This window comes from Vibrio sp. MED222 (assembly GCF_000153005.1).
Lineage (GTDB): Bacteria > Pseudomonadota > Gammaproteobacteria > Enterobacterales > Vibrionaceae > Vibrio > Vibrio tasmaniensis_A.
Genome location: NZ_CH902611.1, coordinates 243,528 through 268,379 on the forward strand (window position 1 = coordinate 243,528; position 24,852 = coordinate 268,379).

19 protein-coding genes are annotated in these 24,852 nt (G+C 44.6%); 13 read left to right on the forward strand and 6 right to left on the reverse strand.

Annotation, left to right across the window (positions count from 1 at the left end; genetic code table 11):
* Window positions 1–30 precede the first annotated feature (30 nt).
* Window positions 31–816, forward strand: coding sequence for an MlaA family lipoprotein (locus MED222_RS02000; protein ID WP_009848519.1), 786 nt, complete (start codon window positions 31–33; stop codon window positions 814–816).
* A gap of 130 nt (window positions 817–946) precedes the next feature.
* Here MED222_RS02000 and MED222_RS01995 read toward each other — a convergent pair whose 3' ends face one another.
* From MED222_RS01995 to MED222_RS01980, 4 genes are all read right to left on the reverse strand, one after another.
* Window positions 947–2,221, reverse strand: a complete 1,275-nt coding sequence (locus tag MED222_RS01995) for an outer membrane protein transport protein (protein ID WP_009848518.1) — start codon at window positions 2,219–2,221, stop codon at window positions 947–949.
* A gap of 296 nt (window positions 2,222–2,517) precedes the next feature.
* A complete protein-coding gene (locus MED222_RS01990) occupies window positions 2,518–3,786 on the reverse strand; it encodes an outer membrane protein transport protein (protein ID WP_009848517.1) in 1,269 nt (422 codons plus the stop codon).
* Window positions 3,787–4,083: 297 nt separating this feature from the next.
* On the reverse strand, window positions 4,084–4,812 hold the full coding sequence (locus MED222_RS01985) for a DUF3379 domain-containing protein (RefSeq protein WP_009848516.1): 729 nt from the start codon (window positions 4,810–4,812) through the stop codon (window positions 4,084–4,086).
* Window positions 4,805–5,353, reverse strand: a complete 549-nt coding sequence (locus MED222_RS01980) for a sigma-70 family RNA polymerase sigma factor (RefSeq protein ID WP_009848515.1) — start codon at window positions 5,351–5,353, stop codon at window positions 4,805–4,807. The genes MED222_RS01985 and MED222_RS01980 overlap by 8 nt, the downstream gene beginning before the upstream one ends.
* A 559-nt stretch (window positions 5,354–5,912) precedes the next feature.
* On the opposite strand from MED222_RS01980, the gene fadI reads away from it, so the two are divergent.
* Window positions 5,913–7,220 (forward strand): acetyl-CoA C-acyltransferase FadI, encoded by a 1,308-nt coding sequence (gene fadI, locus MED222_RS01975; RefSeq protein WP_009848514.1) that lies wholly within the window; start codon window positions 5,913–5,915, stop codon window positions 7,218–7,220.
* Window positions 7,220–9,466 (forward strand): fatty acid oxidation complex subunit alpha FadJ, encoded by a 2,247-nt coding sequence (gene fadJ, locus MED222_RS01970; RefSeq protein WP_009848513.1) that lies wholly within the window; start codon window positions 7,220–7,222, stop codon window positions 9,464–9,466. The genes fadI and fadJ overlap by 1 nt, the downstream gene beginning before the upstream one ends.
* A 317-nt stretch (window positions 9,467–9,783) precedes the next feature.
* Here fadJ and MED222_RS01965 read toward each other — a convergent pair whose 3' ends face one another.
* Entirely contained in the window at window positions 9,784–12,561 is a 2,778-nt protein-coding gene (locus MED222_RS01965; RefSeq protein WP_009848512.1) for an insulinase family protein, read from the reverse strand.
* A gap of 304 nt (window positions 12,562–12,865) precedes the next feature.
* On the opposite strand from MED222_RS01965, the gene sixA reads away from it, so the two are divergent.
* Complete coding sequence (sixA, locus tag MED222_RS01960) at window positions 12,866–13,330, forward strand: phosphohistidine phosphatase SixA (RefSeq protein ID WP_012603460.1); 465 nt, start codon at window positions 12,866–12,868, stop codon at window positions 13,328–13,330.
* A gap of 135 nt (window positions 13,331–13,465) precedes the next feature.
* Here the strand turns inward: sixA and smrB are convergent, their stop codons facing one another.
* The gene (smrB, locus tag MED222_RS01955) at window positions 13,466–13,996 is read right to left on the reverse strand and encodes an endonuclease SmrB (protein ID WP_009848510.1); all 531 of its coding nucleotides are present in this window, start codon (window positions 13,994–13,996) and stop codon (window positions 13,466–13,468) included.
* Between the two features lie 62 nt (window positions 13,997–14,058).
* Between smrB and prmB the strand changes: the two genes are divergently transcribed.
* The 9 genes from prmB (at window position 14,059) to MED222_RS01910 (ending at window position 24,693) form a co-directional block, all read left to right on the forward strand.
* Window positions 14,059–14,991, forward strand: a complete 933-nt coding sequence (gene prmB, locus MED222_RS01950; RefSeq protein ID WP_009848509.1) for a 50S ribosomal protein L3 N(5)-glutamine methyltransferase — start codon at window positions 14,059–14,061, stop codon at window positions 14,989–14,991.
* A gap of 274 nt (window positions 14,992–15,265) precedes the next feature.
* Window positions 15,266–15,907, forward strand: a complete 642-nt coding sequence (locus MED222_RS01945) for a LysE family translocator (RefSeq protein ID WP_009848508.1) — start codon at window positions 15,266–15,268, stop codon at window positions 15,905–15,907.
* Between the two features lie 500 nt (window positions 15,908–16,407).
* Entirely contained in the window at window positions 16,408–17,865 is a 1,458-nt protein-coding gene (locus MED222_RS01940) for a protein adenylyltransferase SelO (protein WP_009848507.1), read from the forward strand.
* Window positions 17,866–18,022: 157 nt separating this feature from the next.
* Window positions 18,023–18,751: a response regulator gene (locus tag MED222_RS01935; protein WP_009848506.1), complete on the forward strand. Its 729-nt coding sequence runs from the start codon at window positions 18,023–18,025 to the stop codon at window positions 18,749–18,751.
* A 45-nt stretch (window positions 18,752–18,796) separates the two neighbouring features.
* Entirely contained in the window at window positions 18,797–20,242 is a 1,446-nt protein-coding gene (locus MED222_RS01930) for an ATP-binding protein (protein ID WP_009848505.1), read from the forward strand.
* A 110-nt stretch (window positions 20,243–20,352) separates the two neighbouring features.
* Window positions 20,353–21,600: an ABC transporter substrate-binding protein gene (locus tag MED222_RS01925; RefSeq protein ID WP_009848504.1), complete on the forward strand. Its 1,248-nt coding sequence runs from the start codon at window positions 20,353–20,355 to the stop codon at window positions 21,598–21,600.
* 181 nt (window positions 21,601–21,781) lie between these two features.
* Window positions 21,782–22,720: a carbohydrate ABC transporter permease gene (locus tag MED222_RS01920; protein WP_009848503.1), complete on the forward strand. Its 939-nt coding sequence runs from the start codon at window positions 21,782–21,784 to the stop codon at window positions 22,718–22,720.
* A complete protein-coding gene (locus MED222_RS01915; protein WP_009848502.1) occupies window positions 22,717–23,574 on the forward strand; it encodes a carbohydrate ABC transporter permease in 858 nt (285 codons plus the stop codon). The genes MED222_RS01920 and MED222_RS01915 overlap by 4 nt, the downstream gene beginning before the upstream one ends.
* A gap of 6 nt (window positions 23,575–23,580) precedes the next feature.
* The gene (locus MED222_RS01910) at window positions 23,581–24,693 is read left to right on the forward strand and encodes an ABC transporter ATP-binding protein (RefSeq protein ID WP_009848501.1); all 1,113 of its coding nucleotides are present in this window, start codon (window positions 23,581–23,583) and stop codon (window positions 24,691–24,693) included.
* The last annotated feature ends 159 nt before the right edge of the window (window positions 24,694–24,852 follow it).

Here is a 24,852-nt window from a genome sequence, read left to right on the forward strand (position 1 = left end):
TTTTTTATTATTCCTTATGGAAAAGGTGATATGTCTATCAGTGTTTTAAGACTTTCGAGTTTACTCTTCATCGCAAGCTTAACGGTAGGTTGTTCGAGCGTACCAGATGAAAGCAATGGTGGTGATAACCTCGAAACCTCTGAATATGTCGAAGAGTCCCATCCGAACGACCCTTTTGAAGGTTTCAACCGAGCGATGTGGGATATCAACTACGAGTATCTCGACCCTTATTTGGTTCGACCTGTTTCTCTTGCCTATGTTGACTATACCCCTGTACCAATTCGCTCTGGTATTTCCAATTTTTTAGCCAACTTAGATGAGCCATCAAGTATGCTCAACAATCTCATTATGGGTAATGGTGGGAAAGCGCTTGATCATTTCAATCGTTTTTGGATTAACTCTACCTTTGGTCTTCTTGGTCTGATTGATATTGCTAGCGAAGCGGGGATCACCAAATATGACGAAAAGTCGTTTTCTGATGCGATTGGTCATTATGGGGTAGGGAATGGACCGTATTTTATGCTGCCGGGATATGGCCCTGTGACGACCCGACAAGTAACAGAGCAAGTGGATAGCTTATATGTACCTTTGTCTCTGTTTACCTTTTGGGCAAAGTTAGGGAAGTGGGCCTTTGAAGGTATGGAAACACGTGCTCAGTTGGCCTCGCAAGAAGCCTTATTAGATGACTCTCCAGATCCATATGCTTTGACTCGTGATATTTACATCCAACGTCAAGATTTTAAAGCTGAGATCGAGCCAGAAGAGGTTGATCTTGAGGAGGAAGATTTCATTGATGAGTATCTCGAAGATTACTAAATACAAAGCTTAGATAAGCAGATAAGAGAAAGGCTCGATGTTAATTCAACATCGAGCCTTTTTAATGTTTTCTACTTTTCTACTTTTCTACCTTTCGGTAAGAAGGTAAGTAGATAATTAGGTAACTAGCCTAGAAGCGGTAGTTAGCTTGGATACCGACTAACCAGATGCTGCCTGTCACTTCGCCTTCGAAGCTACCACCAAAGTAATCTGCTTTTGGATCTTTTTCATGCATTTTCGCGTCTTTCGCTAGAATGTAAGTGAAGCCTGCATCCAGAGTTAGCTGTTCAGACCATTGGTAGCCCGCACCAATACTTAACCAAGTGCGGTCTGTTTCTGGGATCGTCGCAGTACGGTGCTCTTCGCTTACCGCTGAAGTATCGTAGGCAATACCAGAACGTAGTGCTAGTTTAGGTGTCATTTGGTAAGTAGTACCGATTGCAAAGCGGTAGTTGTCTTCCCAGTTCTCTTGCTTGATCTCTACACTTTTTTCACCAGGGAAATCAGCAACAAGCTCTTTAAAGCTGCTCCAGTTTGTCCAGTTAATACTCGCGTGAACCGCTACAGTGTCTGTCAGCTGGTGGAAGCTAGCAAGTTCAGCTGTTGCCGGAAGAGCGAGATCCATTGAACCACTTTTGTGTGCTTCTGGGTTTTTAGGGTTGAAACCAAAACCTTTAGCGTAACCTTCTAGAGTTAGATCTACTTCTGATTTGTAGGTGAAGCCTAGGCGGTTGTCTTCATTAATATCCCAAGCGGTACCAACTTGCCAGCCCCATGCCTTGTCATCACCTTCCATGTATTTCAAAGAGGTACCAGACTTCACTGGAATAAGAGAGTTTTTAGTTGATACTGCGCCAAAGCTACCTTCAGCTATGATGTAACGTACGCCACCACCAATAGAAACACTCTCTAGCACTTGGTATGCAGCATTCAGGTTCAGCTCCATAGTAGTCACACTTGCTTCGTTACCATGGTTTGCACCGCCGAAGTCTTTACCTAGGTCCGTAGCCATGCCGTAGTTAGTACCAGCAGCAAAGCCTAACGCAAATTTTTCGTTGTACTTATGAGAAACATAAAAGTTTGGAATAAAAGCACTGTGCGCGAAGTCACTAGAGTTAGATGTTGTTTTTCCGCGAGGAGTTGTAGAAGTCCCTTCAATATCAATATTTGGGTCAACGTAGATACCACCCACAGAAACCTGTGTGCCCTCTAGGTAAGTCAGCATAGCAGGGTTACGCCATTGCGCGTCTGCACCGTCAGCCATTGCTGCTTCACCAGCGTAAGCACGACCTAAGCCTGTTGCTGAGTATTCTGCTAGTTGAAAACCTGCCGCGTTAGTGACGGTAGAAGTCGAAAGTAATCCTACTGCCACTGCAGCAGATAGAAGAGTTTTATTCATTTTCATTATTATGTTCACTGAATCATAAGTATTTAGTGGCGTGATTCTACTTTTAGAGTTATTACTTTAAAAATGAAATTCGAATAAAACAGTGTTTTAGGGATTAAATGAGCAAATGTGTTTAATTATTAGAGAAATCATCTAAATGTTTCGGCTGTGTTGCGAAGTTTGAGCGTACACCTGTAGCTGTATATTTGCTCTGCAGGCTACAGTTGTAAGCTTAAATTTAGGTTGGTCAGTGGTTTAGGAAAACAAAAAAGGGTCGCACAATGCGACCCTTTGGGATTATAGCTAACTTTATATTAGAAGCTGCGGCTGTACTGAAGACCTAATAGGATTGCATCAGCATGTGTCGTCGCTGTTAGTGGTGTACCTGAAGAGGTTTCTGAAACCTTCACATCGTCACCTAACAAGTATGTAAAGCCGAAGTCTACGTTTGAAGCAGTGTCAATGTGGTAAGTGAAACCAGCAGAGAACCACTGACGGTCTGAATCCGGAACAGAGATAGATGTCAGTTCGTCTTGCGCACTGGTGTCATACATGTAACCGGTACGCAGTGTCCACGTATCGTTTAGGTAGTAAGTACCACCAATTGCGTAGTGCCAACCATCTTGCCATTTGTATTCTTTATTGTAGCTACCATTTGCCCCACCAACTGGTGATGTTGCTAGATCTAAGTTTCTAAATTCGATCTGGTCGAAGTCACCCCAGCCGATCCATTGTACAGAGTAGTGAACTGCGAACTTAGTATCTTCAATTTTGTGGAAACCAGAGAATTCAGCGATGTCTGGTAGTGGTAGCGTGATTTCTTGGCCCTTGTCATCTTTAGCGGTGATTTCAGGGCTATAACGGTACGCTAGACCAAAACGGTTGTTTTCATCTAATTCGTAAACGGTACCAACATTAAAGCCAACAGCCCAACCATCAGCTTTGTCGACGTTTAATAAAGAGGTGCCTGCCGGTGGAATTCCCTTAGATGGATTTCCTTTACCAAAACCAGCACCAGCGGTACGTTTCATCGTACCTTGACCATAAATAAGGTCTAAACCTGCACCGAAGCTCCATTGGTCGTCTAGTCGGTAAGAACCAGCAAGACCAAAGTTAACGCTCTTAACATCAGTTAAGCCGCCGTACTCAGCTGCCGGATAGTTGTCGTCAAACTCTGTTTTAGTACCGAAGTTTGAGTAGGCATTGATACCCCAAGCAAATTTATCATTTACTGGAACGATAAGGTGGATGTTAGGCGCGATTGATGTGTCACCTACATCATCAGTATTATTTACTGGCACTTGACCACCAACGTAGTTAACGTCGTTGACTTCAATCATTGAAGTGATGCTTTCAAAACCAAGAGATAGCTCAGTTTTATCAAATAGTGCCATTGCTGCAGGGTTACGTGCCATTACTGACGCGTTATCTGCGATTACTGCATCACCAGCAAAAGCACGGCCGATGCCTGTTGCTGATTGTGCGTTAAGTTGGAAACCTGCTGCCATCGCTTGCGAAGACGCCAGTGTAATTGTTACTGCTAAAAGAGACTTTTTAAACAGACGCGTGTTGTTGGTAGTCATTCATTTATTCCTTTATATATCCGCCTCTACAGGGCGATTAATTTGAGCAATTGCTCAATGTTGGCTGATCCTATTCGGAAGTATACGATATACAAATCCGACCATTGGAAATTTTGAGGGTAAAATTATGGAAATGACGCCTATCTGGCACGAAAATGGAGAGAAATGCTGTTTTTTAGAGTTTTAACTCTAGAGATATTGGTGTGGTGAATGGTTTTGCGATTTATTGATAAATAAAGCCCAGCAATATCAGTGGTATACTTGCTGGGCCTTTTGTTACGGGGCTTTGAGAGCAAATTAGCTCATTGGTTTGATCATTTTTGTCAGCTTTTCGGCGATTTTAGAGACATCCTCGCCATCTTCCCCTACAAGGATCAAACTGCTGCCATCGATCGGTGTTACCGAGCCTGACATGCCTTTTTCATCAAAGTCGATAGACTTGTCAGTCGGAATGCCAGTTAAAAACAGCGTGACTTTGCCTTTTTCGCCTTGGAAAACCATGTGCATTGCGTTGGATTTGCCAAAACCACAGTGGTTCAGGTAATAGACGTGGTAAGGGAAGGCTTCATCAAACTGAAAAGCAAACGGGTTCATTTTTGCGTTGATTTGTTGAGATGATACATTTTCATCAAGTGCACTAACGAAGCTCTTTTCATCAACAACATGTTTCATTGCAGTATCCGCCAAGCTTGCTTGAGCTGGAGATACCAACGCGTTGCTCCAGTTGACTTGACCAACCAATAAACCTGCAACGAATGCCACAGAAGCAGCCATTGCCATCGCTCGTCGAGCAAACGTAGGCCTTACTACTTTGCTCTCTTCGCTTGAGGTCTGATTGAATAGGATACGATCTGCCAGATCGTCTGGCACATCCACATTCAATGCTGAATGGATTTGCTTATCAAGTGATAGTACATCGTCTAAAAAATTACTATTGGCTTCACTATTCGCTGCTGCATCAATAATGTCTTGTGTACGTTGCTTAGGTTCCGACAATACACGACGACGAAATTCCAAATCATCCATTATGTTGCCCCCTCTCTGCCTCTTCTGTATCCAGCATCTCTTTCAACTGATTTCGAGCTCTGAATAAACGTGTCATCACCGTATTTTTGTTAAGATCGAGAATATCGGCGATCTCATCACCACTAAAACCACCAATCACTTGTAAGAAGAGGGGTTCACGGTATTCGATTTCAAGTTTCATGATCTGCGCTTGCAACCATTGGTGTTGATGATGTGGGTCATCACTGATGCTAGCATCGTTACCATGATCGTCGATATCAACCAGATCAAATTGTTTGCGTTCAAAACGTCGAGCATTCTCGCGGCGCAAGATAGTAATCAGCCATGACTTTGCGGCTTTTTCATCTTGTAGGCTATCGAGTGACTTCCATGCACGAAGGCAAGTTTCTTGAACTAAATCTTCGGCAATGCTTTTGTCTTTGCATAGCCAATAGGCATAGCGAAAGAGGTCACGATGATAGGCGCGCACGAGTGCTTCGTATTTTCTTTGTTTGTCCATATCAGAGTTGACCGGACGCTTGGCTGTTTTCTTTCCAAACATTTTTATTATTGACACACGAGCCTCCATAATTGCTCTGCGTATAGCTGTCTTCTATACGTTGTGCTTCGTTATATATGCTGTTTCGTTTTTAGGGCTAACGTCGGCAGGAAGTCGTAAAATCACATTAAAATTGATCTACTTCAAAATTTAAGCCCTCGAAAACGCTATAGTACACCTTGTCGTCTAGTTAGTCATTCGTGGCTAGCATGTTGAGCAAGACGACACTTCCTTTTGAAGGCTGACTTTACTTTCTCCTAATCAGGAAACTGATTATTTCAATTGGCGTTAAGTTAATTGCTTTATATACATTCCGACCACACAGTTTTGTGTGGTTTTTTTTTGCCTTAAGAAAAACATCCCTTACATAGCGATAACAGCTTTGCTTGCAATAGTTTAGTATCTTACGACAACCTTTCCCCCAAAAAGGTTCGCCTGAATGTTCAGTTAGATTTTCAAGCAGTGGGATACTCGTATCACGTTTATTTAAACGCCCGTTTGATTTAATTAACAACTTGTTTACAATGCTTCAGGTCAGACCTCTTAACCTTAAGGAGAAACCATGGGCAAACAGGAAGTCAAAACGCGTTCTGGAGAACGTGTTGCCGTTGTCGCTGGACTACGAACCCCATTCGCTCGTCAGAGCACAGAATTTAGCCAAGTGCCTGCGGTTGACCTAGGCAAAATGGTGGTGAGCGAAATGCTTGCAAGAACTGATGTCGATCCTGCGCTTATCGAACAAGTCGTGTTCGGCCAAGTAGTGCAAATGCCAGAAGCTCCGAACATTGCACGTGAAATCGTGCTGGGTACAGGTATGGACATTAATACTGATGCCTACAGTGTGACGCGAGCATGTGCGACTAGCTTCCAAGCTGCAGTCAACGTGACCGAGAGCATTATGGCTGGCACGATTGATGTTGGTATTGCGGGCGGCGCGGATTCTTCTTCTGTATTGCCAATCGGTGTTTCGAAAAAGTTAGCGGCGAACTTATTAGCACTGAGTAAAACGAAAACCATAGGTCAAAAACTGAAGATTCTTAAAACATTTTCAGTCAAAGATTTGATGCCAGTACCACCAGCAGTCGCAGAATACTCGACAGGTTTGTCTATGGGACAAACTGCTGAGCAGATGGCTAAGACACATGGTATTACTCGCGAAGCTCAAGATGCACTTGCTCACCGTTCTCACTCTTTGGCTTCTCAAGCATGGAAAGAAGGCAAGATTAAAGACGAAGTGATGACGGCATTCCCCGCGCCTTATAAAAAGTACCTAGCAGAAGACAACAACATTCGCCACGACTCGACGGTTGAAGGTTACGCTAAATTGCGCCCTGCATTCGACAGACAATACGGCAGTGTAACGGCAGCCAATGCCACGCCTCTCACCGATGGCGGTGCCGCAGTGATGTTGATGCGCGAAGGAAAAGCGAAAGAGCTAGGCTTAGAAGTGCTTGGTTACATTCGTGGTTACGCGTTCTCAGCGATTGGTGTTGAAACGGATATGCTGATGGGGCCGACGTACGCGACCTCTCAAGTATTGAAGAACACAGGACTAGAATTGTCAGACCTAACACTTATCGAGATGCATGAAGCGTTTGCAGCTCAAGTTCTGGCTAACGTCAAAATGTTCGCAAGCGATGAATTTGCTCAGAAGAATCTTGGCCGTGACAAAGCGATCGGTGAGATTGATATGGAGAAATTCAACGTGCTGGGTAGCTCAATTGCTTACGGACACCCGTTTGCTGCGACTGGTGCACGCATGATGACTCAAACACTGCGTGAACTTAAACGTCGTGGTGGTGGCCTAGCATTGAATACTGCTTGTGCGGCTGGTGGCTTAGGTGCAGCAATGATCTTGGAGGTGGAATAATGTCTACGACTCTTGATGTGAAAAAAGAAAAGAAAGCAGTCAAAAAAACGGATTCAAAGCCAGTGACTGTATCTAAAAGTGACAAGACGGTTTCAAACGATGAAGCCGTAAAACTGGCGACCGCGTTTTCTTTAACTATCGATGACCAAGATATTGCATGGCTTGCGATCGATGTACCAAACGAAAAAATGAACACGCTACAAGCGGCGTTTGCCGAAGAAATGAAAGCAATCTTCGAGCAGTTGAAGGAAAAGCAAAGCCGAGTTAAAGGCTTAATCGTTCATTCATTGAAGCCAGATAATTTTATTGCTGGCGCTGACGTACGAATGCTTGATGCTTGCAAGACAGCAGATGAAGCGCAATCTCTTGCTCGCCAGGGGCAGGAGATGTTCCAAGCACTTTCTGATTTGCCTTATCCTGTTGTTGCAGCGATTCACGGCCCATGTTTAGGTGGTGGCTTAGAGCTGGCACTATCGTGTGATTACCGCGTATGTACTGATTCAGATAAGACTCGCTTAGGTCTGCCAGAAGTCCAGCTTGGTCTGTTACCCGGCTCTGGTGGTACGCAACGTCTTCCTCGTCTTATCGGTTTACTGCCTTCTCTTGACCTTATTCTTACGGGTAAGCAACTGCGCGCTAAAAAAGCGAAATCGCTAGGTGTCGTGGATGCTTGTGTGCCAGAAACTATCTTGCTGGAAGTTGCTAAGAGCTTTGTTGAAAAGAACTCAGGCGGGAAAAAAGGTAAGCGCTTGGCGTCTAAAAGCCAAGCTTCGGCCAAAGAAAAAATAATTTCACGTACGGGTCTTGGTCGCAAGGTTATTTTTGAACAGGCTTCAAAGAAGACCAATCAGAAAACACGCGGCAATTACCCTGCCGCTGATGCGATTCTTGATGTGATTCGTTATGGCTTAGAGAACGGCTTTGATAAAGGTCTTCAGTACGAAGCGAAGCGTTTCTCTGAATTGGTGATGACCGCAGAATCCAAAGCCCTTCGTTCGATTTTCTTTGCCACCACTGAAATGAAAAAAGAACATGGCGCAGACGCAGAACCAAAAGCGGTTAAGCGTGTTGGTGTACTGGGCGGTGGTCTTATGGGCGCTGGTATCAGCCACGTCAGTGTTGCTAAAGCGAAAGTACCGGTTCGTATTAAAGATGTGTCTAATGAAGGTGTGCTCAATGCGCTTAACTACAACTACAAGTTGTTCGATAAGCAGCGTAAACGTCGTATTCTGAGCCGAGCTGGCCTTGAAAGTAAGATGCTTCAGCTTTCTGGTGGTATCGACTTTACAAGCTTTAACCATACTGATGTTGTGATTGAAGCGGTATTTGAAGATCTCGGCCTTAAGCAATCAATGGTTGCAGACATTGAAGCCAATGCTAAGTCAGAGACTATCTTTGCGACCAACACGTCTTCACTGCCAATCCACAAAATTGCAGAGAAAGCGCAGCGACCAGAAAACGTGGTTGGTCTTCACTACTTCAGCCCGGCAGAAAAAATGCCGCTAGTAGAAGTCATCCCTCATGAAACAACGTCAGAAGAGACGATTTCGACGGTTGTTGCATTAGCGAAAAAGCAAGGTAAAACGCCGATTGTTGTTAAAGATACGGCTGGCTTCTATGTGAACCGTATTCTTGCTCCATACATGAATGAAGCGGCGCATCTGTTATTGGCAAATGAGCCGATTGAAAAGCTCGACAGCACATTGGTGGACTTCGGTTTCCCGGTTGGCCCAATTACTTTGTTAGACGAGGTGGGTGTTGATATTGGTGCGAAGATCATCCCGATTCTGGTTAATGAATTAGGCGAGCGTTTCCAAGGTCCTGATGTGTTCGACATTCTTTTGAATGACAACCGTAAAGGCCGTAAGAGTGGCAAAGGTTTTTACACTTACAAAGGTAAAAAGAAGGAAGTCGATAAGTCAGTATACAAACTGCTTAAGCTGCAACCTGAACCTAAGCTAAGCGATAACGACATCGCAATGCGTTGTGTGTTACCGATGCTCAACGAAGCGGTTCGTTGTTTGGATGATGGCATTATCCGTAGCCCGCGAGATGGCGATATTGGTGCTATTTTCGGTATCGGCTTCCCGCCATTCCTTGGTGGTCCGTTCCGTTATATGGATCAAATTGGTATTAAGTCACTGGTAGAGATGATGAACGACTTCGCTAAGAAGTACGGTGATCGTTTTGCGCCATGTGATGGCCTACTGACACGTGCTGGGTTGGATGAGTCTTTCTACAAGTAACTCTTTCTATTAGTAACTTTCTAGCACTTTGATTATAAAGCTCGTATCAAGCAATTGATGCGGGCTTCATTTTTATGGGAGTATGCAAAAGAAAGGAGATTCCCGATTCAGTCGTTCCTCCTTCTCGGGAATGACGATTGAGATGTAAAAAGTAAGCTATTGTGTTGATTAGGAAGGTGGTCAACACACCTCAATCAAAACTACCGTCATCTCCTAAAGCGACGAAGGAGCGTAATAGGAGATCTGCTCTTGTGTTGCACCCAATAAAAAAGGTTGATGCTTTCACATCAACCTTCTGATCTTTTTAATAACAACGACTAACCAAGCTCACAGTCTTTAGGACGCAACTGAAACTCATCAATTGAGCCAATCTCAACACCTGCCGACAACTTCTCTTCTTCATTATGAGCGTTGCCGTGCGCATGCATAATCAGACGATTCGCTGTACGAGGTTTTAGTTGGCTAACCACAAAGCGCATCATGTCTGAGCGAGTCAGACCTTTGAGCTCTTCTAACACGCGATCCCTCTGATTGAATTCCAAATCCTTATTGCCTATCGCAACCCATAAGCGTTGAGCACGACCACGCAAGGTGGTATCTGGCGTTGAAATTTGATTCCAAAGACCGCGTTTACTGCTGTGCCATTGATAGTCGTTAAGCTCTAGCAATACCATGTAAAAGGCATTGAGGAACTCGTCTATGGAAGCCAACAGATCTGCTGGGGCTGCATTAGGCGATTGCACATACAACACAATACCTGGGTGTCGGTTCAATGGCATATTACCAGTGCCGACCATATAGCCTAGCTGCTGCTTAGTACGAATCTCGTGGAAGAAAGTGGCTGACATCAAGTGGTTGGCCAATGAATACAGTGCAATATTTGTAGGTGATATATCTGAACATTGGTAGTAAACCACAATGGCTGAGTCATCTTGATTACAGACCACTTCGCGTTGGAAACTACCGTTATCACCCAGCATGATTAAAGGGCGCAGTGACTCTTCGTAAGCCTGATCTTGAACACGCAGGGCATCTTTTAGCGTTTCAGCCATCTTGTTCGCATCGGCTTTTTTCCAGTCACCATACACAAACATTTCGACATGCAGTTCGGCCAAAATAGCTTGAACAAAAGAAGAAAGTTCGTCGACTTCTATTGTTTCCAGCGCTTCAATTAAGACGGAATAGGGCGGGTTATTTGGCTGTAAGATTCCCGTCATCGCATTGAATAGCTGCGAGATAGGACGGTCTTGCGATGCGTTATTCCAGTTTCTGAGCAATTGATGCTTAATCGTTTCGAATCGTATTGAACTAAAGTCGCGTGCTTGGAAACGTTCAAGAATCATATTGAGCAGCTGTGGCTGTTTCTCGCTAAATCCAGATAGAGTAAGTGTGACACCACCTTGATGGGTATACATGTTGTAGCCCATGCCAGCAATCTCAGCTTGATACGTATCTTTTTCAAGCGAGTCTAAGAACATCTCTACACACAAGCGTGTTTTAACGATGTTTCTCGGGGTGGCAACTGAGTGTGGGCTATCTATAGCGATATACACCACACCTTTTGGAACTCGAAATTGATGGTCTTGGAGGTGCCATAACTTAAAGCCGTCCAGCTCTTCTAACAGTTGTGGGTGCTTAGCGTCACCTTCGAGCTCTGCAGGGTCTAAGTCGTAGCAAATAAATGGGTTTTTGCTTGGGAGCTCAAACTGCCAGCCGGGGTTAATGCATGTAAAGCATTGAACTTGCTCAGCGCTAAATGGTGTGAGCGAATAGGGCGTAAAGTACCATTTCGCTTCTCTGTCATATTCGAACCCTTGAGCAACAATGGTGACCCGCATGTTGTCGACGGTTAAGTAAGGAAGCAGAGAACGTTGTAACTCTTCGTCGAAATGCGACATTTTGTAATCGCCATACACTACATCTTGCTCTTGGTAATGCTGCATGTTGATAACGAGATGGCTGACGACATCAAGTGGTCTTGAGGGCTCTTGAAAGCGGAAGGCTGATTCCAAAACAGCCCGTTTTTCGAGGTAACGCCACTCTTCAATACCTTGTTGTTCAATCAACTTAATGTACTGGAACACCGCTTGGATGATGTTATCGGTTTTGGTTAAACCTTCGATGGTTAATGAGCAACTGACTGTGAAATCACGATAGTTACTGCCACTTGCGCCGCCACCTGCGGAGAGGGAAGTAATCCAGCCTTTCTCTTTGAGTTGCATCATCAAACTGCCTTCTCCTTCGTAACCGATAAGGTGTGCAAAGAACGATAATGGTTTAATACCGTAGTGTTCATCCATGCTTGGCATTGGGAAGGTTAAGATAAGTTTGCGCACTTCTTTGATCGGTTTAACGTGTACTTGTACCCCCGTGCTTAATTCGCCAACAATCGGTACTTCAACCTTCTTGCCTTGTAGTTGGTGGTTGGTAATCGAGCTAAAACGCTCCTCAACCCAACTTTGCATCTCGTCTAATGATTGATTACCAGACAGCGTCAGTGTCATTAAGTCTGAAGAGTACTGCTGCTGGTGGAAAGCCAAGATCTCTTGTCGAATCGTCTCGCCGTTTCGGTCACCCAACGTATCGATATTACCGACAGAAAACTTCGAGAATGGGTGACAGTGATTTACCAATTCTTTGGTCACTTGGTACAAGCGTCGCGAGTCGTCGTTGAGTTTCATTTTATACTCTGAATCAACGGCTTGGCGTTCTTTGTCTAAGGCTTCTTCGTTGAACAGGGGGGCGGTAAAAAATTGGCTGAAGCGATCGAGTGCATTTTCAAAGGCATTCAATTCAACATCAAAAAAGAAGCAGGTGTGTTCGGTTCCTGTCCAAGCGTTGTTGCTACCGCCATGCTGGCTGATAAAACTTTGGAACTCTCCGACCTTTGGATACTTTTCAGTTCCCAAAAATAGCATATGCTCTAAGTAGTGAGCTAAACCCTCTCGGTCTGTAGGGTCATCAAAATGCCCGACATTAACGGCGAGTGCGGCTGCAGCTTTTTGAGCGTTCTGATCGTGAACTAACAGTACTCTCAACCCGTTATCCAATGTTATGTAACGGTATTGATGTTCATCATTAGGGCTTAAATGCACAGATGCATCTCCAGAGCAGGTGGTTTTTAAATTATGTACGCGATGATTTAAGGTGCAAACCTCGCGATCATATTTTGGGATATGAAGTGCTTTTTGGCGACTTCTAAATCACTTTTATCGATTTTTATCAGTGATTTATTTTCTTTTAATAAGATTGTTAAGAAAGTCGAACTCTTTAGCAAGTGACTTGATATAATTATTTATATAGACTGCGGTTTCTCTAGTTTGAGAGCCAAACGCTAAGTAGCGTATCGCTGATATGGGATATATCGACTTTCGAAATGTTACGTAGACAGGACTGAACATGAAAATATTCATAATGCGCCACGGTGAAGCAGAACATTTTGCTAACTCGGATGCAGAACGTGCGTTAACGAAGCGCGGTAAAATGGCGTCTCTTGCGGTAGCTCAAGCTGCAAATGAGCAAGGGTTTAGCCAGTTCGATAAAGTGCTTGTGAGCCCATACTTGAGGGCACAAGAAACGTGGTTAGAAATCTCTCAAGCGTTTTCTGGAAAGAAAGTAGAAACCTGTGATGATATTACGCCTTACGGAATGTCTGACGATGTGTTTGATTTGACCATAGCAATGGCTGAAGTAGAAAAGCTAGAGACCATTTTATTTGTTTCTCATTTACCTCTAGTGGGCTATTTAACGGCTGAATTTGCGACGGGCATGGCGCCACCTATGTTCCCAACCTCAGGGCTCGCGTGTATTGAATTCGACCTTGAAAAACAAAAAGGCGAGTTGCTTTGGAACATTAATCCATAGCTGAGACCGTTTTCTCAAGATAAATTTAAGGGCACCTCATGATTATTGAGATGCCCTTTGTTGTTTCTAACGGATTATTTCGACCAAACGACAAGGTGCTGGACGTACTTTTTAGAATAAAGAGCAAGTCGATGGCTATTTATCTGGGATAGCAAGTAAAACCAGTAGCGCCCCATGGCCACCGAACTCTAAAGGTGCTTGGTGAAAAGCCATCACATCTGGGTGCTGTGCTAACCACAAAGGCACTTTCTGTTTAAGGATGTGTTTACCAATGCCGTGCTGTACACAGGCACAAGCTACGCTCTCTTTCACGCAGTGCGCAATCATAGCCCCAAGTTCACGTTTGGCTTCTTGTTGAGTCATACCGTGCATATCAAGATACACATCCGGTACATAGACACCACGACGTAAGCGCTTCACCTCATATTTAGAGACATCATCGCGCGCATAACGTGTAGGCCCCTCTTCGCTAAGATGTGGAATGAACTCATCCGAGAAATAAAACTCGCTGTCACTGGCTTGTCTTGCCGTTCGAGTAATTTCTTTTTGCTTGGCATTTCTTTTTGGCTGCTGGACTATGGTATCCTGTTGCAACTTTTTAACGCCCTTTACTGCATCGTTGAACAGGGCGAAATCGTCATCGAAGTCGGTGTCTTTTTTGCTCATCAGGTTATGAATTCTAATTAGAAACGTAATTAGCAGTATTGTAGCGCTTTTCGGAGACAATTTTGGATAAGATTTTTGTAGAAGAAGCGGTATCAGAACTACACACGCTTCAAGATGTGATTCGTTGGACTGTTAGTCGCTTTAACGCAGCGGGCCTATTTTATGGTCACGGCACTGATAACGCGTGGGATGAGGCGGTACAACTAATTTTACCTACTCTTTATCTACCGATTGATGTTCCTTCGCATGTGATGAACTCTCGTCTAACAAGTAGCGAACGTCTGCGTATTGTTGAGCGCGTAATCAAGCGTATCAATGAGCGTACACCAACGGCTTACTTAACTAATAAAGCTTGGTTCTGTGGCCTTGAGTTCTTCGTTGATGAGCGCGTTCTTGTGCCTCGCTCTCCAATTGGTGAGCTGATCGAAGCTCAATTCCAACCTTGGTTAATTGAAGAGCCAACTCGCATCATGGATATGTGTACGGGTAGTGGTTGTATTGCTATTGCTTGTGCTCATGCATTCCCTGACGCAGAAGTAGATGCGATTGATATCTCTACAGACGCACTGCAAGTTGCAGAGCAGAACGTTCAAGATCACGGCATGGAGCAGCAAGTGTTCCCAATCCGTTCAGATCTTTTCCGTGACTTGCCAAAAGAGAAATACAACCTGATCGTATCGAACCCACCTTACGTGGACGAAGAAGATATGAACAGCCTGCCAGATGAGTTTACTCACGAGCCAGAACTTGGCCTAGCAGCGGGAACTGACGGACTTAAATTGGTTCGCCGTATCTTGGCAAACGCACCAGACTACCTAACTGATGATGGTATTCTGATCTGTGAAGTGGGCAACTCAATGGTTCACATGATGGATCAGTACCCAGAGATTCCATTCACTTGGATTGAATTCTCTAACGGTGGTCATGGCGTATTCATGATCACTCGTGAGCAGCTTGTTGCTTGCGCGGATGAGTTCTCTATCTACAAAGACTAGGTTACTGTTAGTCGTTAGCTTAGGGATTTGGCTTAGAGATTTAGCTTAGAGATTAGGCTGGAAACTTAAGGTTAGAACCTGATAAGACGTTCTATTTGAAACGTTTGAATTTAAACGCCATGCAGTAATGCATGGCGTTTTTTATTGCCGAAATTTAATGGATAAGTAAGCAACACAGAGTGAACTTGCTCAATATTTAGTTGCTTAATATGAATAGCTATCACATATTGGTGCTCAATATTTAGTCGTTTTAGTGAGTTAAGGAGAATTCGCGATGACCTTTGATACATGGATTTATTATTTGCTAGCGGTGTTGATCTTAACGGCATCACCAGGGCCAAGCTCTTTGTTGTGCATGACTAAGGGGGTGCAATCTGGCTTTAAGTTATCGATATTTACCGCCTTGGGTAGCGTGACTGCCATTACCGGAATCCTTACGTTATCTTTTACCGGTTTAGGGGTGATCATTGCTTCGTCAGAAGTGGTGTTTAATATCATTAAGTGGACGGGGGCTGCTTACCTTATTTATCTCGGTTGGAAGTCGTTACGATCGAGTCAGCAAGATTACGACAAGTTATCGAATCAACAAGCAGGCTCTCAACCAGTTAAAGAAAGCGCTGCACAGCATTATGTCAGTGGCTTTATTGTTGGTGCGAGTAACCCAAAAGCTATCCTGTTTTTTACCGCACTTTTTCCTCAGTTTATTGACCCATCGATAGCGCTATTTCCTCAATTTTTGGTGTTCGCTTTGACCTTCGTTGTGATGGAATTGTCTTGGTTACTGGTTTATGCCTACCTAGGTGCGAAATCATCAAATTGGTTGTTTGCTAAAGGTAGAGCCAAGGTTTTTAATCGTGTGACTGGTGGTGTCTTTATCGGTGCTGGGGCGCTGCTTTCTACTACAAGCAGAGCGTAATTTTCAATTTATTAAAGGCCTGAATAGTTACAGAAAATTATTCAGGCTGTAATAAAAGGTTAATATTAATGTGCTTGCTGATATCGGCATAAAGTCGATATATTGGTGTTACACCATCACATTCTCAGGAGAGATATATGCAGCATCAAGAAATGATTCAACACAGTAATTTTGGCGTAATCAGTCGTACTTGGATTTTCTCTACCCTTTCTCTTCTGGGTATTCTTGCTCTAATGTAGTCAGCTTCATGGCTCTATATTTTCAGTTTTATTATGAATATACTTTTCAAAAAGTCTTCAAAGTTAGAACTCTTACACTCGTAAATGTGGCTTTTCTCATCAGGCTAGCCACTTAACCTTCCTCTCAGTAACCTTTTCTCTGAATAATCTCTTTGTCTGATTAACCCCCTTTATCTCAATAGACTCACTGCATAACCTGATCTGAAGTTGTTATCAAACTGTGATAATCTTAAGTTATCTTTTATCTACAGTGTATCTCTCATGTCTGTCTGGGATTCTATTTCATTTAACAATCGATTTACTGCATTACCTCGATTGTTCTATACCCCAATTCAACCTACACCGCTCAGCAATGTTCAATGGCTCGCATGGAACCATAACCTTGCGAATGAACTAGGCTTTCCGTCATTTGAATGCACTTCCGAGGAGTTGCTTGAGACGTTATCAGGCAATGTTGAACCTGAGCAATTTTCGCCAGTAGCAATGAAATACGCAGGCCACCAGTTTGGCTCTTATAACCCTGATTTAGGTGATGGAAGAGGGCTGTTATTAGCTCAAGTTGTCGCGAAAAGTGGTGAAACGTTCGACTTACACCTTAAAGGTGCGGGTAAAACTCCCTATTCTCGTATGGGCGATGGTCGTGCTGTTATTCGATCAACGGTTCGTGAGTATCTATGTAGCGAAGCGATGGCGGGGCTTAATATCCCAACTACTCGCGCATTGGCGATGATGACTAGCGACACACCCGTTTATCGAGAGAAGCAAGAGTGGGGCGCATTGCTGGTGCGTGCTGCTGAGTCACACATCCGTTTTGGTCACTTTGAACATCTGTTTTATACCAATCAGTTGGCAGAACATAAATTATTGGCCGATAAAGTCATCGAATGGCACTTCCCGGAATGCCTCGATGACGACAAACCCTACGCTGCTATGTTTAATCAGGTTGTTGATCGCACTGCGGAAATGGTCGCGCTGTGGCAAGCGAATGGTTTTGCTCATGGGGTGATGAACACCGATAACATGTCGATCATAGGGCAAACCTTCGATTATGGCCCGTTCGCCTTCTTAGATGAATATGACCCTCGCTTGATCTGTAATCACTCGGATTACCAAGGTCGTTATGCTTTCAATCAACAGCCTAGAATTGGATTGTGGAACCTATCGGCACTGGCGCACTCACTTTCGCCGCTGGTGGATAAAGCCGAACTTGAGGGTGCGTTAGAACAGTACGAGCCACAAATGAATGGCTATTTCAGTCAGATGATGCGTCGTAAGTTGGGGCTGCTTTCGAAACAAGAAGGTGACAGCCGTTTGTTTGAATCTATGTTTGAGTTGATGTCGCAAAACAAAGTCGACTACCCAAGATTCTTTAGAACGTTGTCGAACCTAGATACATTGCTGCCGCAAGACGTGATTGATTTGGTTATCGACCGCGAGGCCGCAAAGCTATGGGTGGATAACTACTTGCAACGCTGCGAATTAGAAGACAGTTCAGTGGCAGATCGCTGTGAAAAGATGAGACAGGTGAACCCTAAATACATCCTCAGAAATTACCTAGCCCAGCTTGCGATAGATAAAGCTGAGCGCGGTGATAGCAGCGATATTGATGCACTAATGGTGGTGCTGGCAGACCCTTATGCGGAACATCCTGACTACGAACATCTTGCTGCCTTGCCGCCTGAGTGGGGCAAAGCAATGGAAATCAGCTGTTCCTCTTAACCTCCTATGATTCTTTGAGTCGCTAAGTACAGGTAGAGGTCACTAAGATGTGATCTTTATCTGTTTGTTCGTCTAACTTTACAAACATGTTAATAATCAAATAATCGGCCAGCCTATACACTATGTGAATAAGTTGTAAATTTAATAGGTTTGGGCGATGCCAACAAATACTCGAATTCTCGTGGTGGATGATGATCAAGAAATCTGCGAGCTGCTGGAAGAGTACCTCACAAAATCAGGTTTCGATGTCTCTTCTGTGGGAGACGGTGTTGAATTAGAAAACCACCTGCAAAACCAAGGTTATCCCGACCTGATTCTGCTCGATGTGATGCTCCCCGGTGACGACGGTTTTACCTTGTGTCAGCGAGTACGAAAGCAATCCAATGTGCCTATCATTATGCTGACAGCGGTATCGGATGAAACCGATCAGATTATCGGCTTAGAAATTGGTGCAGATGATTACATCGCGAAGCCGTTTAGTCCTCGTCAGTTAATGGCTCGAATCAAAGCGCTATTACGCCGTGTACAAGTGGTGGACGACAAGCCAAGTGATGCATTGCCAAAGCAGATTATTTTTGGTGATTGGACGCTCGATACGCTCGCGCACCGAATCTATCACAACGAAAACTCAGAAGAGATGGACTTGTCGGGCAGTGACTTTTCTTTGTTGATGTTGTTCTTAACTCGTCCTAACGAAGTTCTCGACCGTGACACCATCTCTTTCGCTACCAGAGGCCGTGAAGCGCTGCCTTTTGAACGTGGCATTGACGTACAGCTTAGCCGCCTGAGAAGCCGATTGGGCGACAGTGGTAAATATCCTCACTACATCAAAACCATGCGCGGTAATGGCTACATTCTTGCTGTGCCGGTTCAGTATGAACATTGATAATCAAGTGCTGTTAATGAACACCTTGCCAATGAAGTATTTCCTATGAACTGGTTGAGTCGATTAAAACCAAACTCTTTGGTCGCAAGAACCTTATTGTTGACGTTGTTAGCCGTTGTGATTGCTCAAGGCATCGCAACGTCTATATGGTATAGCGAATCAAAACACAAAGAGCTGGAAGGAATTCGTTCTGCCTCGTCGAGCATGGCGAACATGTTTGCTTCAACGGTGACTTTTTTCCAATCTCTACCCGTTAAATATCGTCATATCGTGCTGGATCAAATACGGAATATGGGCGGTACGCGCTTCTTCGTTTCTTTCAATAAAGAGGCTTTGATTGTCGAACCGATCCCCGATACCCGTTTAAAAACAGCCTCGATTGAAGCGATAGAAAGTGTTTTGAGTAGCAAACTCAATAAAGTGGCGTCAGTGCGGGTAGATTTTTCTCGACCTGAACACCTTCGCTTGCTTAAAAACGACATCTACTTAAGCGATCTCCCGCGATCTTGGGCACATCATACTTTAACGTTAGAACCGCTGAATCCACCCATTCTGGTTGTACAAATCGAATTGACCAGTCACGAATGGGTATACATTGCGGCATTGTTGCCTGCTCCATATGTGAAACTCGACGATACGATTCTTGGCAGAGAGCAGGTGATCTTCTTAGTTTCTTCAACGCTTATTCTGCTGGTTCTAACTTACTTGATGATTCGTCGCCAAGTGCGTCCTCTGAAAAAGTTAGCAAGGGCGGCCAATGAGATGAGTATGGATATTCAGCAGCCTCCGCTAAACGAAGAAGGGGCGACTGAACTGGTCACCGCAACCCGAGCCTTTAATCGCATGCAGCAACGGATTCGTCGCTATGTTGCCGACCGAGAGCACCTTTTTTCTGCGATCTCCCATGACTTAAAGACACCAATAACACGTCTAAGATTGCGTGCAGAGTTGTTGGAGAGTGAAGTAAAGAAAGACAAATTTAATAAAGATCTCGATGAGCTTGAGATGATGGTTAAAGGTGCTTTGCAAGCAGTAAGAGACACCGATCTACACGAGAACAATGCCATTATTGACCTCAACGAAATGGTACTTTCTGTTATTGAATCTCATAACCAGTATCAGAAAAAAGTTGAGTTTGAGCCGGTCGTCATTGAGCCACTGGTCGCGAAACCACTGGCGATTAAGCGTGTACTGACCAACTTAATTGACAACGCGGTTAAGTATGGTTCATCAGCTGTCGTGGAAGTTAGTGGTGATGAGCTTTGGGTTGTCGTGACTATTCAAGACCGTGGGAATGGCATTCCTGAAGACAAGTTAGAGATGGTTTTTGAACCCTATTTTAGGCTAGCAACGGATGATCAAGGACACGGACTTGGCCTCGGGATCTGCCGAAATATCCTGCACGGACACGGTGGAGATCTCATTATTCGCAACTCCTCTCAAGGTGGCTTGGAAGTCAAAGTCTATATCCCAACAGGCTTAGAAGTGTAGTGTAACAATCTTGTTACATTGGGCTTACCTTTTGTTTCAATCTTACCAGTCAGAATAAGTAGACTCTTTAATGAACCGGACGTCGAGTCCGCTAAACATGGAAGATAATAATGAAAATCAATAAAACCCTACTTACTCTATCTCTTCTTGCTGCCTCAACATTTTCTCAAGCTGGTGAAGTGGAAGTGCTCCACTGGTGGACTGCCGGTGGCGAAGCGAAATCCGCTGCCGTACTGAAAGAGATGATTGAACAACAAGGCCATACTTGGAAAGACTTCGCAGTTGCTGGTGGCGGCGGTGAAAGTGCGATGACTGTTTTGAAAACGCGAGCAGTATCGGGCAATCCACCTTCTGCAGCGCAGATTAAAGGTCATGATATTCAGGAGTGGGGTGGTTTAGGTTTTCTAACGTCTCTCGATGCGACTGCTAAACAAGAACAATGGGATGAACTACTACCAGAAGTAGTGACTAAAGTGATGAAGTGGGATGGTGAATATGTGGCAGTTCCTGTCAACGTTCACCGTGTTAACTGGCTTTGGGCAAACCCTGTTGTTTTAGAAAAATCGGGTGTGACAGTTCCAACGACATTAGATGAGTTCTTTGTTGCTGCAGACAAGATTAAAGCGGCTGGCTTCATTCCATTAGCTCACGGTGGTCAGCCTTGGCAAGACGCGACCGTATTCGAAGCCGTGGCACTTGATGTACTAGGCAGTGAAGACTACAACAAAGCGTTCGTTGATCTTGATATGGACGTATTATCTGGCGACAAAATGGTGGAAGTGTTCACCAAGTTCAAAAAGATGCGTGATTACATCGACAGCAACTCTCCTGGTCGTGATTGGAATGTAGCAACCTCAATGGTTATCAATGGTGAAGCAGCGATGCAGATCATGGGTGACTGGGCGAAAGGTGAATTTACTGCGGCAGGCAAAGTGCCGGGTAAAGATTACATCTGTGCACCAGCTCCAGGTACTGCCGGCCAATTTACTTTCAATATCGATAGCTTTGCGTTCTTTGAGTTAAGCGACCAAGAGAACCAAAAAGCGCAGCAAGACCTAGCGAAAACCATTCTTACCAAAGATTTCCAAGAAGTCTTCAACCTTAACAAAGGTTCTATCCCTGTACGTCTAGATATGGACATGTCTAAATTCGACCAATGTGCGTTGGATTCAATGGCTACTTTCAAAGCGAGTGCTGAATCGGGCGATCTTGTTCCGAGTATGGCTCACGGCCTAGCGACAACAAGCTATGCTCAAGGCGCTATCTATGACGTAGTGACCAACTTCTTCAACGAGAAAGATGCCGATCCTAAACAAGCGGCAGCTAAGTTAGCAAAAGCAGTGAAAGCGGCTATCTAATCTAACTTGATAAGTGACACACAACGCACGTGAGTGACGGGCTGTGTTGCTTTATCGAACCCCCAGGGTGGGTAGGCTCGTAGGGAGCCTATCTGCTCTTCACTCCCAATTCTGATATGCGTGATGCTGATGTGGTGCCGAAAGGTAAGCCATTGGCTCGATTGTGCAACAAGGATAAGTTATGGAGCATGTTTTGACTGAGTCGACTCCAAAACCCACAAGGAGCCAGCCTGCACCGAAACCGAGTTTTGCTGACAGGTTGCAACATTGGTTACCTAAAATTGTACTGGCGCCGACTGCGTTAGTGACCGTGGTGTGTATCTACGGCTACATATTTTGGACGGCAGCGTTGTCGTTCACCAACTCTCGATTTCTGCCGAGCTTTAATTTCGTTGGTTTAACCCAATATGAAAAGCTGATGGATAACGATCGCTGGATTACCTCAATCACCAACCTCGGTGTGTTTGGTTTTCTATTTATGGCGATTGCCATCTTGCTTGGTGTTGGTTTAGCGGTATTGCTTGACCAGAACATCCGTCAAGAAGGGGCGATTCGTACCATCTATCTCTACCCAATGGCGTTGTCATTCATTGTGACGGGTACGGCGTGGAAATGGATTCTTAATCCGGGTCTTGGCATTGAAAAACTGATGCAAGATTGGGGATTTACTGACTTCAAATTTGACTGGCTAGTCGACTCCGAAATGTCGGTGTATACCTTGGTTATCGCAGCACTTTGGCAGTCTTCAGGGTTTGTGATGGCGATGTTCTTAGCAGGTCTGCGTGGCATCGATTCTTCAATCATCAAAGCGGCGCAAATTGATGGGGCAAGCTTACCTACCATCTATCTCAAAATCATTCTGCCTTGTTTGCGCCCTGTGGTCTTCAGTGCGGTGATCATTACTTCTCACATTGCGATTAAGAGCTTCGACCTTGTGACGGCAATGACAGCGGGTGGCCCCGGTTATTCATCGGATCTTCCTGCGCTATTCATGTACGCACACTCTTTTACTCGCGGACAAATTGGCCTTGGTGCTGCCAGTGCCATGATGATGCTTGCCGGTATCTTAGCGATTCTCGTGCCTTATCTTTACTCTGAACTTAGGGAGAAAAAGTCATGATGAATAACATCAATTTTGCTCGAATCTTTATTTATTCAGCACTGCTTTTCTTCTGTTTAGTGTATCTAATGCCATTGTTCGTGATGGCGCTGACGTCATTCAAAACTCTGCCTGACATCAAAGCGGGTAACTTAATGAGCTTGCCGAAAGAGTGGGTGTTCGATGCTTGGTATAAAGCGTGGGATACCGCCTGTACGGGCGTGAAATGTGAAGGTATTAAAGGTTACTTCTGGAACTCGTTCCAAATGGTGATTCCTGCGGTTGCGATCTCAACATTGCTCGGTGCATTCAATGGTTATGTCGTGACGAAATGGCAATTTAGAGGTTCAAACCTGTTCTTTAGCTTGTTGTTGTTTGGTTGCTTCATCCCATTCCAAGTGGTGTTGCTGCCAATGGCAACCATGCTTGGCAAGATGGGTTTAGCAAACACAACCATCGGTTTGGTGATTGTGCACGTTATCTACGGCATGGCGTTTACGACTCTATTTTTCCGTAACTTCTACATCTCGATTCCTGATGAATTGATCAAAGCAGCAAAACTGGATGGCGCAGGCTTCTTTACCATTTTCTTTAAGATCTTATTACCGATCTCTACACCTATCATCATGGTGACAGTGATCTGGCAGTTCACCGCAATCTGGAACGATTTCTTATTCGGGGTGGTGTATTCGGGCTCAGAGACACAGCCGATTACCGTGGCATTAAACAACCTAGTCAACACCAGCACAGGCGTTAAAGAATATAACGTCGATATGGCTGCCGCGATCATCGCTGCCTTGCCAACGCTGTTGGTGTACGTCTTCGCAGGAAAATATTTTGTTCGTGGCCTAACGGCAGGATCAGTAAAAGGATAATTACCCATGGCAACATTAGATTTAAAACAGATCCGTAAAACCTATCGCAACGCGGACAACGAAACGTTAAAGGGCATCGACATTAGTATCGATTCGGGGGAATTTTTGATACTTGTCGGCCCTTCGGGGTGTGGGAAATCCACCTTGATGAACACCATCGCTGGGCTAGAGAATATTAGCTCGGGTGAGATTGTAATTGATGGCATAGACGTGGCGCAGGTTGAACCTAAAGATCGCGATATCGCGATGGTATTCCAGTCGTACGCCTTGTATCCAAACATGACGGTGCGTGGCAATATCGCTTTCGGTTTGAAGATTCGCAAGATGCCGCAGCAAGAGATTGATGCTGAAGTAAATCGAGTGGCAGAAATGCTGCAAATCGAACAGTTGCTTGATCGTAAACCGTCGCAACTTTCTGGTGGTCAGCGTCAACGTGTCGCGATGGGACGCGCTCTAGCTCGTCGTCCTAAGCTGTATCTGTTTGATGAGCCGCTTTCTAACTTGGATGCCAAGCTGCGTGTTGAGATGCGCCATCAGATTAAACGTCTGCACCAGAAGCTGAATACCACGATTGTTTATGTAACCCATGATCAAATCGAAGCGATGACTCTGGCGGATCGCATCGCAGTAATGAAAGACGGTGAACTGCAGCAGTTAGGCACACCGCAAGAGATCTATACCAAGCCAAACAATATGTTCGTAGCGGGCTTTATGGGCTCACCATCAATGAACTTCATTAAGACCATGGTGGATTTGGACGACGATCAGAATCCGATCATCAAAGTAACTGGCACGGCGGAGCAAGAACACCACATTCGATTGCCTCAGAGTATGCGTGACCAAGATGGCAAAGAGTTGGTGATTGGGTTGCGTCCAGAACACATCACTGAGCAAGAAGGTGATGATGTGTCGGCAACTACAAAGCTAGATCTGCAATTGGAAGTGTTGGAGCCAACAGGGCCAGATACCATCGCAATGGTTAAAGTGAACGACCAAGAAGTCGCGTGTCGTTTGTCACCAGAGTTTGAAGTGTCGGTTGGGCAAATGGCACCGCTTCATTTTGACTTATCAAAGGCGGTATTCTTCGATGCTCAGACTGAAGCGAGAATCGACTTCTAACTTCTAACTTCTAGTTATTGAGTTAGTTTAACAATCAAAGTTCATGTCTAAATCAAAGGCAGTATCACCAACTACTAATAAGTAAGGTGATGCTGCCTTTTTCGTTGGCTATACTTGCTTTTTATCCCTTATAAAAACAGAGGGATAAACGATATATAT